This is a genomic window from Klebsiella sp. K-3, assembly GCF_051207495.1.
GTDB classification, from domain to species: Bacteria; Pseudomonadota; Gammaproteobacteria; order Enterobacterales; family Enterobacteriaceae; genus Klebsiella; species Klebsiella aerogenes.
This window is the reverse complement of the sequence record NZ_JBPNXF010000005.1, coordinates 132,622-146,691: the sequence shown is the minus strand read 5'-3', so window position 1 is coordinate 146,691 and position 14,070 is coordinate 132,622. Positions and strand designations below refer to the sequence as shown.

Genomic DNA, 14,070 nt, shown 5'->3' with positions numbered 1-14,070 from the left:
ATTAAAAGAGAGATGTATTAGTAGGCGCCTAAGTCAGTCCATGTGCCGCTCTGACCGCAGTTCAGGTCAGGCTGTTCGCCCTGGGACCACCATTTCACCTGGTAGTTGTGACCATTCCAGCTAACAATTTCGAAGGTACCCCAGATTGCGCCATAAACAGCGTTAGCATCCCACAGCGCATATGGAGCATCATGCTCAGCCGCCTCATCGGAAGAGGAGTCATCTTCAGCCGGTTTGGTATCCTCGTCGGGAACCGGAATCACGTCGGTTTCATCTTCTTCATCAGCCGGTGTTGGTTCAACCTGGGCAGCAGCCGGAACCACAGTCAGTACAAAACGCTGTTGAGTTGAAGGTTCGTTGTAGCAGTCACGTACGAAAAGAGTGAACTGGAACGCCGTCTTCGCACTTACCTCAGGCACGACGAACTCAATCACTTCCGCCGTTTTATCCGCGACGTTAATTTCAGACGGTACGCCCCAGCTAAAGGTCAACTCGTCTTTATCTTCATCGGAAGAACCGGCGCCGGACAGCTGAACGGTAGAACCGCCCACTACCAGCAGCTCAATAGCCACTTTCGGCGCATGGTTGACGTCCGTTTTCTTATCGTCTTCAGCAGATTCATCTTTTTCAACGTTGATGCCGTCGAAGTAGAACGGGTCCATATCGATAGTTTCTGACTCAATTTCATAACCCAGCCCTTCACGCGCCGCATTGACCAACACGCCGTTGTCCTGGTCGATAGTCCAGGTGAACATGCCGCCCAGACCCAGCTTCGCCGCGTATTCGCCTTTGGCTTTCACGGTGCGCGGCGTATCCAGCGACATAAACAGTTTGGATTCCGGGTTGTAGAGATAGTCAGCGTCAGCAACCTGATCGGTATAAACGTTGAAGCCGTTACGGCCCTTCTGGTTTTCCAGATCCAGGTAGTTGTAGATCACGTCATACCATTCATTAGTGCCGGACTCGAAAGTACCCGTGGTATCCCCGTTACCCGGGTTATAGGTACCTTTCAGCGGAGACAGCGACTCCAGCTCAACGTTACGGCCGTTACGGGTATAGCCGGCATAACCAATGTTGATATTTTCGGCCGGGAAACCTTCAGACAGCAGATGTTCCACAATAGTGTTTACACCCCAGCCGCCCTCTTCCAGCGCCTTCAGGTTAGTGTGATGAGCAACGGTTTCCGCCCACGGGGTGCCGAAGAAGTCATAGGTCATCAGGTTGATGCCGTACAGGCCAGCTTTAATCAGCGCTTTGACGTTGGAATAATCGAAAGTCTTCACCACCGCGGAGCTGGCAATGGAGATTTTCACGTTGCTCAGGTTGGCGGAATCCAGCTGCTTACGCAGTTCGCCAATCAGCAGGGCGTAGTTTTCGCCATCTTCCGGGCCGCAAGGGTTGCCCGCGCCTTCGGCATTCGGGTATTCCCAGTCGATATCCACTTCGCTGAACATCGGGAACTGTTTGAACTGCTTCACCACGCCTTTAGCGAAGGTTTTACGTGCGGAATCAGATGCCGCGGTTTCATGGAAGCCGTTACTCATGGTCCAGCCGCCGATGCTCATGGACAGCACCAGGTTGTGGCCCTGCTGTTTGGCTTTCGCCTGCAGGTCACGCAGACCGCCGAGCAGGCCTTTGGTATTCTCCTGGGTTACGGTTTTCGGATCGACGTCCCAGCCGCTGACGCTGTGACCAACGTTAATGTAGGACTGGAAGTCACCCCACGGATCTAGGAAGGTTGGTTCATATTTGACTTTGCCGCACTTCTCAGCGCCTTCGGCCACCACGTCGCGATACTGGCCATCAATTTTATGGAAACCAGTCACGCCAACGAAGCCGACAATAATTTTATCGTAAGCGGTCGGTGAGATATTGGTCAGGTCATAGCCGCGACCGCGGTTATCTTTAGAGTCATCCCCTTCCAGACGACCATCATACTGAGACCAGTCGGTATAATAGCCAAATACCTTCGGCTTCGTGGTTGCTGCTTTATATTTGTTATAGACCGGCTTTGCGACACGCGCTGAAGTATAGCTATAGTTGCTCACTTCAGTTGCTGGATTAAAACCATCAGCGGCGTTGCTGGTTTCGGTAAGAGTATCGCCTTTAATCAGTTTGCTGGTAGCCATTTTAAATTTCCTTTTAAGTTTAAAAATTATCGCAGTTCGTTCTGCGAGACCAATAATCCATGACTCATGAAAAATTGGCTAATCACAAAGCATCAGCAATTAATCAACGCCACATAATTATTTCACTGAGACCTCAATGAGGAACATCAGCACGACATCATCGGGTCAGAGAGGCCATCAAACCTACCTGAAGGATAAAAAACAAACAGCATATTAAATATAATTTAGGTAGTAATTAATTGTCATTTAACTTACATGAGATTATGTGACAGAGGTCTCCCCAACAAACAACACTACAATAAAACCGATGACAAAAAATGGATTAAGCCATTTCTTGTGCAATATATTCATCGACGACAATCAGGATGTGCAAATCTAAAGGAAGACGTTATGAAAACTTATCTCATCAATAACAACTGCATCTACAACGAACAGAAATATGAACTAAGAACGAGCTCAAATTCGCAAGTTATTCGAATGACGGCAATGCGTTCTAAATGTCTTAGTTTCATTATTGAAAACGCTCATCTGGAGATTATCGAACGGCAGAAAATCACCAATGAGTTATGGGGTAGCAGAAGTCATTTTGTGAATGATGCCAATCTAACGCAGATACTGTATTTAATCAGACGAGATCTCAAAGCACTCGGTATAAACGATCTTTTCATTACCATCCCGCGCCAGGGGCTGCAGGTCAACAAAGACATTACCATTGAAAAAGTCGAGCCCAGGAAACCAAAAGTCAGAAAGCAGTTTTTCCGTAAAACGCTGGCGGCGCTAACCACCGTCTTTTCCGTCACGCTGGGTACAATGATGTACATGCACATTCATTAATTCAGGGAGAATAAAATGAATCCAATTATTGATGGAATCCTCGGACTGGAAGGCGGCTATAGCGCCAATCCTAAGGATAAAGGCGGCGAGACTAACTGGGGCATCACAGAAGCAACGGCGCGAGCGCACGGTTACCAGGGAAAGATGAGCGAACTTTCTCACAATGAGGCCTATGCGATTCTGGAGACCGATTACTGGATCAAACCCGGCTTTGAGCAGGTATCGCAACTCTCCTGGTCAGTAGCATTTGAGCTGTGCGACGCGGCAGTGAATATTGGTCCTCACCACCCCTGTATGTGGCTACAGCGCTGGCTTAACGTGATGAATCGCGAGCAGCAATACTACCCGGATATAAAAACAGATGGCAACATTGGCCCGCGAACCCTGAATGCGCTGAATTGCTATTTAACGCGACGAGGTAAAGAAGGAGAACAGGTGTTAGTCAAAGCGCTAAACTGCAGCCAGGGGGCTTATTACCTGGAGATCAGCGAGAATCATCGACAAAATGAAGAGTTCATTTACGGCTGGCTTAAAAACCGGGTGACATAGTTGAGGCGCACTAATCTGTAATAAAAGACTCAAGGATGAGCCTTTTATTACGTAGTAATACTACTTGAGCTTAGTACCGCCAAGCGTATTTTTTACTTTCTCACCCAGTATTTTTAAAATTGGACCGGCAAAAACACCGCCTAACCCTGCGGCTAACAGCACCATATTAAAGCTAAATCCTTTTTCGATAGCGATAGCGCTAAGGAGAAAACTGGTAAAACAAGATATCACCACCTGGGTCAGGCAGTTCATAATTCCCTGATGTGCTTCGCCACTGTCTTCCTTATTTTTACGGAGAAGGAAACTGACGAATCCCCCCCAGGCGCCGATAGAAATAATGGTCAGAAGTATCTCTACTTCCAGTAATACAACTTCCGTTGTTTCTAAATGATTAGGTATAGACATAATCGCTCCTGCATAACTAAAGTAAAAAAAGATTCATCAGGAGTGTAAGTGGCGTAACTGGGGAAAGGTAATCAAAGAATATCAAGACCAACCACATCATATTAATGACGGTAAGATGATGGAACTTACCGTCTGAATGATGACAGCGTATGTAACATGGAAACTGTTTCATTTATCGCTGATATATTTCTACTATTTTTGTTCCATGAAGCATAAACCTGCACGGACTTAAACATCAATTCAGGTGGTGGTTGGATAAAATTTATATCGTATTTACGCTGATTTTTATAAAATAGCGCCAGCTTTAAAGGCAATAATGCAATCAACGCGGTTCTTTCTACCATGCCAACCAGTCCGGTGATAGAATCGCTGCAATAGCCCATGGTACGTGAACCGTCATAATAAACATCATCTTTAAATAATCCGTTATCAGTGATGATGGAAGGAGAAGAAATGCCGGGTTGATACATGGCATGGCGGGAAGAGTAGAACTGATGTAAAGAAAGCTGCGACAGTTCGCTGAACAAATGACCCTTGGCACAAATACAGACGAAATTTCTGAAGCTATCAATCATTTGATTATCGAGCCCAGGTTCAACCAACGGCTCAGAACCAATCGATAAATCGCATTGTGCCGTCAGTAGAAGCTCTTTAGCTTTATCGCGGCTAATATTGCGGGATGAAAAATGATTGATCACGCCCTGTTCAAAAAGCGCGCTGCCGTACAGTTGGGAAAGGTAATAACTTTCGATGAAGTCGCTACCAAGGATCGTAATCCGGGTATCATCATCCTTGTTTTCTGTCAGAAAGGTATTATCGACAAGCAACATGGCCTGGCGAAAACTATGGTGGATCTCGAGTGCTTTCGCTGTTGGCAGTAAACCATCTTTACTTCTGACAAACAGCTCCTGATGATAGAAGTTTTGTAGTCGTCTTAATGCCAGAGAGACCGCGGCAGGAGTAATGGCCAATTTTTTCGCCGCCTTCGCGGCATTACCTGCCGAAATGACAGCGTCAAGAACCTTGATTAAATTATAATCAAAGCCCTTATTGGCACCTTTCGATCCCATCCACTGTCAGCCTCTTTTATCGAAAAAAGCAATATAGATAATACTCAAAATAAATCAAACCCGGACATGCTAAACAAAGTATAGCGTCTCTATTCAAGGCTGAGGCTAGGGCAGAAAAAAGCCTGAACAGGATGTTCAGGCTTGTGCTAATAACGTAATTTAACGCAATTAACGCGTTAAATCATCGAAGAATTTTTTTACGCCATCGAAGAAGCTTTTGGAACGCGGGCTGTTTTTCTCACCCGTCGGACCACCGAAAGTTTCCTGCAGCTCTTTCAACAATTGCTTCTGCTTATCGTTAAGACCCACCGGCGTTTCCACCACCACGCGACACAGCAGATCGCCCTGAGCGCCGCCGCGTACGGACTTCACGCCCTTGCCGCGCATGCGGAACAGTTTGCCGGTTTGCGTTTCGCCAGGCACTTTCAGGTTAACGCGGCCATCCAGCGTCGGTACTTCAATCTCGCCGCCAAGCGCAGCCATGGTGAAGTTGATCGGTACTTCGCAGTACAGATTATTCCCTTCACGCTCGAAGATCGCGTGCTGTTTGACCTGAACCTGAACGTACAGATCGCCCGCCGGAGCGCCATGCTCGCCGGCTTCACCTTCGCCAGCCAGACGAATGCGATCGCCGGTATCGACGCCAGCCGGGATTTTCACCGACAGTGTTTTGGTTTTTTCAACGCGACCGTGACCGTGACACTTGTTGCATGGATCTTTGATAAGCGTACCGCGCCCCTGACAGTGCGGACAGGTTTGCTGAACGGCAAAGAATCCCTGACGCATCTGAACCTGACCGGAACCATGACAGGTCGGACAGGTCTGCGGCTGAGTACCGGACTTGGCGCCGCTGCCGTGGCAGACATCGCACTCTTCCAGCGTCGGGATGCGGATTTCCTTGGTGACGCCACGGACCGCTTCTTCCAGCGTTAATTCCATGTTGTAACGTAGATCTGCGCCGCGCGCCGCGCGCTGACGACCACGACCGCCGCCGAAGATATCGCCGAACACGTCGCCAAAGATATCGCTGAAATCCGCGCCGCCGCCGAAACCGCCGCCGCCCATGCCGCCTTGTTCGAACGCGGCGTGGCCGTACTGATCGTAGGCTGCACGTTTCTGGGCATCAGTCAGGACTTCATACGCTTCTTTGATTTCTTTAAATTTGGCTTCGGCCTCTTTGTCACCCTGGTTACGGTCCGGGTGATACTTCATGGCCAGGCGCTTATACGCCTTTTTGATTTCACGCTCTTCCGCTGTTTTGGAAACGCCCAAAATCTCGTAATAATCTTGCTTTGCCATTGGTGTTTTTCAGCCCCTTAACATGCGTGCACGGGCGGAGAGGAAACCTCTTCGCCCGTGCCAGTGTTTTACCCGTTCAAAGGGCGATTATTTTTTGTCTTTCACTTCTTCGAACTCAGCGTCGACAACATCGTCGTCCTTCGCGCTGTTCTCTTGAGCGTCAGCGCCGCCAGCCTGCTGCTGAGCGTGCTGCTGCTGAGCGATTTCCATCAGCTTCTGGGAAGCCTGGGCCAGCGCCTGCATCTTCGCTTCGATGTCCGCTTTGTCTTCACCTTTCAGGGAAGCTTCCAGTGCGGTCAGCGCAGACTCGATTGCAGTTTTGTCATCAGCCGGCAGTTTGTCGCCTGCTTCTTCAACCTGCTTACGAGTGCTGTGCAGCAGATGGTCGCCCTGGTTACGGGTCTGAACCAGCTCTTCGAACTTACGGTCAGATTCAGCGTTAGCTTCCGCTTCGCGAACCATTTTCTGAATTTCTTCTTCATTCAGACCGGAAGAAGCCTTGATGGTGATCTTCTGCTCTTTACCGCTGTTTTTATCTTTCGCGGAAACGTGCAGGATACCGTCAGCATCGATATCGAAGGTTACTTCGATCTGCGGCATACCGCGCGGCGCTGGGTTAATACCATCCAGGTTGAACTGACCCAGAGATTTGTTATCAGAAGCGCGTTTACGCTCACCCTGCAGCACATGGATGGTTACCGCGGACTGGTTGTCTTCCGCAGTAGAGAACACCTGGCTGTGCTTGGTCGGGATCGTGGTGTTTTTGCTGATAAGCGCGGTCATCACGCCGCCCATGGTTTCGATACCCAGCGACAGCGGGGTAACGTCCAGCAGCAGAACGTCTTTAACTTCACCAGTCAGTACACCACCCTGAACCGCTGCGCCGATAGCCACAGCTTCATCCGGGTTAACGTCTTTACGCGGTTCTTTACCAAAGAACTCAGCAACTTTCTTCTGCACCATCGGCATACGAGTCTGACCACCAACGAGGATCACGTCGTTGATATCGGAAACGGACAGACCGGCATCCTGCAGGGCAACTTTCAGCGGCTCGATGGAACGGTTAACCAGATCTTCAACCAGGCTTTCCAGTTTCGCGCGAGTCACTTTAATGTTCATGTGTTTCGGACCGGTCGCGTCTGCGGTGATATACGGCAGGTTAACGTCGGTCTGCTGAGCGGAAGACAGCTCAATTTTCGCTTTTTCTGCGGCTTCTTTCAGACGCTGCATCGCCAGCGGGTCGTTGCGCAGGTCAATGCCCTGCTCTTTCTTAAACTCGTCAACGAGGTAGTTGATCAGACGAGTATCGAAGTCTTCACCACCCAGGTGGGTATCACCGTTGGTTGCCAGAACTTCGAAGGTTTTTTCGCCGTCAACTTCGTCGATTTCGATAATAGAGATATCGAAGGTACCGCCACCGAGGTCGTATACCGCGATAGTACGGTTGCCGACTTCTTTATCCAGACCGTAAGCCAGCGCAGCGGCAGTCGGTTCGTTGATGATACGTTTGACTTCCAGACCCGCGATACGGCCGGCATCTTTGGTTGCCTGACGCTGAGCATCGTTGAAATACGCAGGTACGGTGATAACAGCTTCAGTTACCGGCTCACCCAGGTAATCTTCAGCGGTTTTCTTCATTTTCTTCAGCACTTCAGCAGAAATCTGCGGCGGTGCGGTTTTGGTGCCTTTCACATCAAGCCAGGCGTCGCCATTATCTGCGGCAACGATTTTGTACGGCATGATGGAAACGTCACGCTGAACTTCTTCATCCTGGAAGCGGCGACCAATCAGGCGTTTAATCGCAAACAGGGTGTTTTGCGGGTTTGTCACTGCCTGACGTTTAGCCGGCTGACCAACCAGAGTTTCACCATCCTGGGTATAGGCAATAATAGAAGGCGTGGTGCGATCGCCTTCGGCGTTCTCCAGCACGCGAGCGGTAGTGCCATCCATAATCGCTACACAAGAGTTGGTAGTACCCAGGTCGATACCAATAATTTTACCCATCTAAACGTCTCCACTAAAAATTCGATCAACATGTGGTTGTGAACCTGTAATAAGGGCGAAACGTGCGGTTTCAACTGCCCTGACATCATTTTTTTTCAGGTTCTTCACTGCGGTTGACTACAAGATGGGGTCGCCCTGGTTTTCATCAAGGGGCAAGCCAAAAAAAATTTTTATGGCAAAACACAGACGCGAGAGTAAACAACACGCCAGCCGGGCAAAATAGTCGCCATAACTCATACAAAACATAAATAGTAAATAAGAACATATTCATCGGATATCGCACATGTTCGGCGAAGAGTTCGCAATTATCGCGGCGTAAGGTAAATTGCTGAAAAATACCCCGCCAGATCATAGACAGTAACCACGCGCCTCATTATTATGCCGCGCCCCACCGCAAGCGGCGGGGTAATGCTTCCCTTTCTAATCATTATTTTGAGGAATTATGGGCAACACTAAGTTGGCTAATCCGGCACCGCTGGGCCTTATGGGCTTTGGCATGACCACTATTCTGCTTAACCTGGCGAATAGCGGCCTTTTCGCATTCGATGTAGCTATCCTGGCGATGGGCATTTTTTACGGCGGCATTGCGCAAATTTTTGCCGGCCTGCTCGAGTATAAAAAAGGCAACACCTTTGGTTTAACCGCTTTTACGTCCTACGGCTCCTTCTGGCTGACGTTGGTCGCGATCCTCCTGATGCCGAAAATGGGTCTGGCTGATGCGCCGAACCCGCATTTCCTGGGCATGTATCTTGGCCTGTGGGGTATCTTTACGTTGTTCATGTTCTTCGGCACGCTGAAAGCCGCGCGCATGCTGCAGTTCGTCTTCCTGAGCCTGACGGTGCTGTTCGCGCTGCTGGCGATTGGCCACCTGGTCGATAACGAAGGCATTGTTAAAATTGCCGGCTGGATTGGCCTGGTATGCGGCGCGAGCGCTATTTACCTGGCGATGGGTGAAGTGTTGAACGAGCAATTCGGGCGCACCGTTCTGCCGATTGGCGAACCACGCTAATGGCCTGCCGCCGCCCGCAAACCGGGCGGCGGCGTTAAATTTAACGCTGCAGTTCTCCTTGCGGTAAAACCGCCTGCGTCGTCAACCCCTGACGCAGCCAGATACCTAAACCCAGCCCCATCAGAGACAGCGCCAGTACGTACCAGGCCGGCGCCATCGGCGAAACCCCCATCAACATGGTGACGGCAATCGGCGTCAGGCCGCCGAAAATGGCGTATGACAGATTGTAGGAAAACGAGATGCCGGTGAAACGCACTTCCGCCGGGAAGGCGCGCACCATTACGTAAGGTACCGCCCCCACCACGCCGACGCACAATCCAACCGTGCCATACAGCAGGAACAGCCGTTGCGGGCTGGCGCCGGAAAGGTGGTAAAAGGCCCAACTGGCGGCCGCCAACAGCAGACTACCGACAATAAAAGTGCGGCTGGCGCCGAATCGGTCTGCCGCCAGACCGGCGAGTAAACAGCCGATACACAGCATAATCGTGGCGATGCTATTGGCCTGCAGGGTAATCGCCGGCGCAAAGCCATAATGTTTTTGCAGCCAGACCGGCGACATCAGGATCACCACCACCACGCCGGCGGAAAGCAGCCAGGTGAGCAACATCGAAACGATGACGGCCTTCTGGTGCTTAAGCGCCACCGCCTTCACCGGCAACTCCTGCGCCAGCGCTTTGCGCTTCTGCATCTCAAGAAATATCGGCGTCTCCTGCAGCCAGCGACGCAGATACATCGCCACCAGGCCAAAAACGCCGCCCAGCAGGAAAGGAATACGCCAGCCGCCGTCGTGGATACCCTGCGGCGTCATGCTGGTGTTGATAAGCGTCGCCACCACCGAACCTAACAGGATCCCAACGGTCAACCCCGCGGTCAGGGTGCCGCAGGCGATACCGATGCGTTTTTCCGGGACATGTTCGGCTACAAAGACCCAGGCGCCCGGCACTTCGCCGCCAATCGCCGCCCCTTGTAAAATACGCATGAGCAGTAATAGCAGCGGCGCAACGATGCCCATCGAGGCATAAGTCGGCAGCAGACCGATCGCCAGCGTCGGCAGCGCCATGAGCAGAATGCTAAGCGTAAACATTTTCTTGCGGCCGACCAGGTCGCCAAAATGGGCCATGATAATGCCGCCAAGAGGACGCGCCAGATAACCCGCGGCGAAAATACCGAAGGTCTGTACCTGACGTAGCCATTCCGGAATATCGGCGGGGAAGAACAGTTCGCCGACGACGGCGGCGAAGAAGACAAAGATAATGAAGTCATAAAACTCCAGCGCCCCGCCGAGGGCGGCCAGCGTCAGAGTTTTATAATCCTGTCGATTCAGTGCTCGGGTGTGTTGTGACATAACTGGCGCTTCGTCCGCAGTAATATTACGCAATGTGTAAAGTAAAAAACACTATACCGTAAATAAAACAGCACACCACCGGCAATGCAGGTTATATCAGCAATGCATTAAATTCAGGATAAAGTTTCACGTCGTGCGCTTTTCGGGCGAAAAGCTGCTACAACGCTGGCTTCCGTCTCCACATACGGCCCCTCAAGCAACTGTACACAATAAGGTACACTTGCAAAAACACCATGCACCAGCACCTTACCTTCCGCGTCTTTGACTCCTTCAAGAGTCTCCTGAATCGCTTTCGGTTGGCCAGGCAGGTTAAGGATCAGCGCCTGCTTGCGGATGACGCCAACCTGCCGGGATAGGATAGCCGTCGGCACAAAGTGTAGGCTAACCTGACGCATTTGCTCGCCGAAACCGGGCATGACGCGATCGGCAATCGCTAAAGTTGCGTCCGGAGTCACATCACGGCGCGCCGGGCCGGTGCCGCCGGTGGTTAACACCAGATGACAGCCCATCTCATCAACCAGCTCGCACAGCGTTTGTTCAATGATGGGCTGTTCATCAGGGATCAGGCGTGTCTGTAGTTCAAAGGGCGTTGTCAGCGCACGCGACAGCCACTCTTCCAACGCAGGAATACCTTTGTCCTGGTAAACGCCGCTGGAGGCGCGGTCAGAAATAGAAACTAAGCCGATGCGTAATTTATTCATATTCATTCCGTTCAAATAGTGCAATTAAGCGGAATGATACACGCTGGAGAGAATTACAGACAGGATTCAAAAGAAGTAGCGTGACCGGTAGCCCGGTCACGCTGGGATGATTACAGCAGGTCGCCGATCATTTTTTCCAGTTTTTCCTGGTCGATGGCAAACTTACGGATACCTTCCGCCAGTTTGTCTACCGCCATCGGATCCTGGTTGTGCTGCCACAGGAACTGGGATTCAGTAATGCGTTCCGGACGCGCTTTCACTTCGCCGCTGAACGCCAGTTTACGTTCGACAGCGCCTTCGCTTTCCGCCAGCTCTTTCAGCAGCGCAGGGGCGATGGTCAGACGGTCGCAACCGGCCAGCTCAAGGATTTCGCCAACGTTACGGAAGCTTGCGCCCATCACGACGGTTTCATAGCCGTGCTGCTTGTAGTACTCGTAGATTTCGCTAACGGAAACCACGCCCGGATCTTCTGCCGGCGCGTACTCTTTCTTATCCGTGTTCGCTTTGTACCAGTCGAGGATACGACCAACGAACGGAGAAATCAGGAAGACGCCCGCTTCAGCGCAAGCGCGAGCCTGAGCGAAGGAGAACAGCAGGGTCAGGTTACAGTTGATGCCTTCTTTTTCCAGCTGCTCAGCGGCGCGAATGCCCTGCCAGGTCGAAGCCAGTTTGATCAGGATACGATCGTTGCCGATACCGGCATCGTTATACAGTTTGATCAGGCGTTTCGCTTTCGCGATAGAGGCGTCGGTGTCGTAGGACAGACGGGCATCAACTTCGGTAGAAATACGGCCCGGGATCAGTTTAAGGATTTCGAGACCGATGTTCACCGCCAGTTTGTCGGAAGCATCGATAATCTGCTGCGCGCGATCGCTGCTCTGGCCGCGAGCCCAGGCAACAGCGTCGTCAATCAGCTTACGGTACTCAGGGATCTGAGCCGCGCCGAGGATCAAAGAAGGGTTGGTGGTGGCATCCTGAGGCTGATACAGCTTCATTGCCGCGATATCTCCGGTGTCAGCTACGACAGTGGTGTACTGACGCAGAGAAGTCAATTTATCCGTCATGATAGTGTTTCTCTTAAACAGCAGTTAAGGGGATGTAACCGGTCTGCCAAGATGATAACACGCCATAGGGTCAGCGCAACCGCCGACAATGCAAGAGCGCAGAGTGTGATAAACTCGACATATTAATTATCTGAATGCTAAAGGATTGTCACCGGAGTGGTAGCGCTTACACCGCGCGCCGGCATGGACAAGAGGACGTTTAATGCCTGATTTTCTCTCGTTTATCAATGAAATACTCTGGGGCTCGGTAATGATTTATCTGTTACTGGGCGCCGGTATTTGGTTTACCTGGCGAACGGAGTTTATTCAGTTCCGTTATATTCGCCAGTTTGGCAAAAGTCTTAAAAAAAGCCTTCGTCCGCAGCCCGGCGGATTAACGTCTTTTCAGGCGCTGTGCACCAGCCTGGCGGCTCGCGTCGGCAGCGGTAACCTGGCGGGCGTGGCGTTAGCGATTGCCGCTGGCGGCCCCGGCGCCGTGTTCTGGATGTGGGTCTCCGCACTACTCGGAATGGCCAGTAGCTTCGCCGAATGCTCGCTTGCCCAGCTGTACAAAGAGCGCGATAGCGCAGGCCAGTTCCGCGGCGGCCCGGCGTGGTATATGGCCCGCGGACTTGAGATGCGCTGGATGGGCGTGGTCTTCTCGATCCTGCTGCTGCTGGCCTATGGGGTTATCTTCAATACCGTGCAGGCTAACTCGGTGGCGCACGCCATGGCCTATGCTTTCGATTTACCGATGGTCGCCGTCGGCGCCGCGCTGGCAGCCGCGACGCTGTTGATTATCGTCCGCGGTTTACGCGGCGTGGCGCGATTGATGCAGTGGTTTGTCCCGCTGATGGCCCTGCTGTGGGTCGGCACCAGCCTGTTGATTGGCCTCTGGCACTTCGCTGCCCTGCCGGCGGTTTTTGAAACCATCTTCCGCTGCGCTTTCGGCTGGCAGGAAGCGGCGGCGGGCGCGGTGGGCTATACCATTAGCCAGGCGCTTACCGGCGGGTTTCAGCGCGGGATGTTTTCCAACGAAGCGGGGATGGGTTCAACGCCAAACGCCGCCGCAGCCGCGGCCTCATGGCCTCCGCATCCGGCGGCGCAGGGCATCGTACAGATGATTGGCGTCTTTATAGATACCATTGTTATCTGTACGGCCAGCGCGGTAATTATCCTGCTGGCGCCGCGCGAAAACCGCGATAATGTGGTCAGCGGTATTCAAACCATGCAGCACGCGATGGGCGATCTCATTGGTAGCTGGGGGCCGGGTCTGGTCGCCACGGTGCTGCTGCTTTTCGCTTTCAGTTCGATTGTCGCCAATTATATTTATGCCGAAAATAATCTGATCTTCCTGCGGCTCAATAAGCCGCTGCATATCTGGACGCTCCGGGTTATCACCGTATTAATGGTGATGGCAGGCACCCTGGTGAGTTTGCCGGTGGTCTGGCAGCTGGCGGATATTATTATGGCGTTAATGGCCATCACTAACTTAACGGCGATTTTGCTGCTTTCGCCAACGGTACGCATCCTCGCCAGCGATTATCTGCGCCAGCGTAAACTCGGCGTGCAGCCGGTCTTCGACCCCGCTCGCTATCCGGAAATTCAGCAACATCTGGCGCCCGGCGCCTGGGATGAGATACCGCGCGAATAGCGCGGTAATCGCAGCAATCGATCCCACC

The 14,070-nt window shown here is 51.9% G+C and carries 12 protein-coding genes; 4 read left to right on the top strand and 8 right to left on the bottom strand.

All coding sequences use genetic code 11. The annotated features are described in order from the left end of the window. Window positions 1-17: 17 nt before the first annotated feature. Window positions 18-2,129, bottom strand: a complete 2,112-nt coding sequence (locus ACSEMK_RS09510; RefSeq protein ID WP_435336408.1) for a glycosyl hydrolase family 18 protein — start codon at window positions 2,127-2,129, stop codon at window positions 18-20. Window positions 2,130-2,519: 390 nt separating this feature from the next. Here ACSEMK_RS09510 and ACSEMK_RS09505 point away from each other — a divergent pair, with 390 nt between their 5' ends. Beyond that, entirely contained in the window at window positions 2,520-2,963 is a 444-nt protein-coding gene (locus ACSEMK_RS09505) for a winged helix-turn-helix domain-containing protein (RefSeq protein WP_087858193.1), read from the top strand. A 15-nt stretch (window positions 2,964-2,978) separates the two neighbouring features. Further along, on the top strand, window positions 2,979-3,512 hold the full coding sequence (locus ACSEMK_RS09500; RefSeq protein ID WP_087858194.1) for a glycoside hydrolase family 108 protein: 534 nt from the start codon (window positions 2,979-2,981) through the stop codon (window positions 3,510-3,512). Between the two features lie 60 nt (window positions 3,513-3,572). Here the strand turns inward: ACSEMK_RS09500 and ACSEMK_RS09495 are convergent, their stop codons facing one another. The 4 genes from ACSEMK_RS09495 to dnaK all read right to left on the bottom strand — a co-directional run bounded on the left by ACSEMK_RS09495 (window position 3,573) and on the right by dnaK (window position 8,290). Next, complete coding sequence (locus ACSEMK_RS09495; RefSeq protein ID WP_087858195.1) at window positions 3,573-3,917, bottom strand: phage holin family protein; 345 nt, start codon at window positions 3,915-3,917, stop codon at window positions 3,573-3,575. Between the two features lie 125 nt (window positions 3,918-4,042). Further along, entirely contained in the window at window positions 4,043-4,987 is a 945-nt protein-coding gene (locus ACSEMK_RS09490) for a LysR family transcriptional regulator (RefSeq protein WP_087858196.1), read from the bottom strand. Between the two features lie 168 nt (window positions 4,988-5,155). Beyond that, complete coding sequence (gene dnaJ, locus ACSEMK_RS09485; protein ID WP_047078004.1) at window positions 5,156-6,286, bottom strand: molecular chaperone DnaJ; 1,131 nt, start codon at window positions 6,284-6,286, stop codon at window positions 5,156-5,158. A gap of 87 nt (window positions 6,287-6,373) precedes the next feature. Continuing rightward, complete coding sequence (gene dnaK / locus ACSEMK_RS09480; RefSeq protein WP_045395850.1) at window positions 6,374-8,290, bottom strand: molecular chaperone DnaK; 1,917 nt, start codon at window positions 8,288-8,290, stop codon at window positions 6,374-6,376. A gap of 442 nt (window positions 8,291-8,732) precedes the next feature. Here dnaK and satP point away from each other — a divergent pair, with 442 nt between their 5' ends. Continuing rightward, entirely contained in the window at window positions 8,733-9,299 is a 567-nt protein-coding gene (satP, locus tag ACSEMK_RS09475) for an acetate uptake transporter (RefSeq protein WP_045395854.1), read from the top strand. A 40-nt stretch (window positions 9,300-9,339) separates the two neighbouring features. On the opposite strand, the gene ACSEMK_RS09470 is transcribed toward satP, so the two are convergent. The 3 genes from ACSEMK_RS09470 to tal form a co-directional block, all read right to left on the bottom strand. Continuing rightward, window positions 9,340-10,644, bottom strand: a complete 1,305-nt coding sequence (locus tag ACSEMK_RS09470) for an MFS transporter (protein ID WP_032709847.1) — start codon at window positions 10,642-10,644, stop codon at window positions 9,340-9,342. A 113-nt stretch (window positions 10,645-10,757) separates the two neighbouring features. Further along, entirely contained in the window at window positions 10,758-11,345 is a 588-nt protein-coding gene (mog, locus tag ACSEMK_RS09465; protein WP_047078005.1) for a molybdopterin adenylyltransferase, read from the bottom strand. 110 nt (window positions 11,346-11,455) lie between these two features. Further along, the gene (gene tal / locus ACSEMK_RS09460) at window positions 11,456-12,409 is read right to left on the bottom strand and encodes a transaldolase (protein WP_015368356.1); all 954 of its coding nucleotides are present in this window, start codon (window positions 12,407-12,409) and stop codon (window positions 11,456-11,458) included. Window positions 12,410-12,611: 202 nt separating this feature from the next. On the opposite strand from tal, the gene ACSEMK_RS09455 reads away from it, so the two are divergent. Then, complete coding sequence (locus ACSEMK_RS09455) at window positions 12,612-14,042, top strand: alanine/glycine:cation symporter family protein (RefSeq protein WP_308958253.1); 1,431 nt, start codon at window positions 12,612-12,614, stop codon at window positions 14,040-14,042. The last annotated feature ends 28 nt before the right edge of the window (window positions 14,043-14,070 follow it).

Coding starts and splice junctions, on each gene's coding strand:
- tal (WP_015368356.1), bottom strand. CDS start 12,409: ATGACGGATAAATTGACTTCTCTGCGTCAGTACACCACTGTCGTAGCT.
- ACSEMK_RS09455 (WP_308958253.1), top strand. CDS start 12,612: ATGCCTGATTTTCTCTCGTTTATCAATGAAATACTCTGGGGCTCGGTA.
- ACSEMK_RS09490 (WP_087858196.1), bottom strand. CDS start 4,987: ATGGGATCGAAAGGTGCCAATAAGGGCTTTGATTATAATTTAATCAAG.
- mog (WP_047078005.1), bottom strand. CDS start 11,345: ATGAATAAATTACGCATCGGCTTAGTTTCTATTTCTGACCGCGCCTCC.
- dnaJ (WP_047078004.1), bottom strand. CDS start 6,286: ATGGCAAAGCAAGATTATTACGAGATTTTGGGCGTTTCCAAAACAGCG.
- ACSEMK_RS09510 (WP_435336408.1), bottom strand. CDS start 2,129: ATGGCTACCAGCAAACTGATTAAAGGCGATACTCTTACCGAAACCAGC.
- ACSEMK_RS09505 (WP_087858193.1), top strand. CDS start 2,520: ATGAAAACTTATCTCATCAATAACAACTGCATCTACAACGAACAGAAA.
- ACSEMK_RS09470 (WP_032709847.1), bottom strand. CDS start 10,644: ATGTCACAACACACCCGAGCACTGAATCGACAGGATTATAAAACTCTG.
- satP (WP_045395854.1), top strand. CDS start 8,733: ATGGGCAACACTAAGTTGGCTAATCCGGCACCGCTGGGCCTTATGGGC.
- dnaK (WP_045395850.1), bottom strand. CDS start 8,290: ATGGGTAAAATTATTGGTATCGACCTGGGTACTACCAACTCTTGTGTA.
- ACSEMK_RS09500 (WP_087858194.1), top strand. CDS start 2,979: ATGAATCCAATTATTGATGGAATCCTCGGACTGGAAGGCGGCTATAGC.
- ACSEMK_RS09495 (WP_087858195.1), bottom strand. CDS start 3,917: ATGTCTATACCTAATCATTTAGAAACAACGGAAGTTGTATTACTGGAA.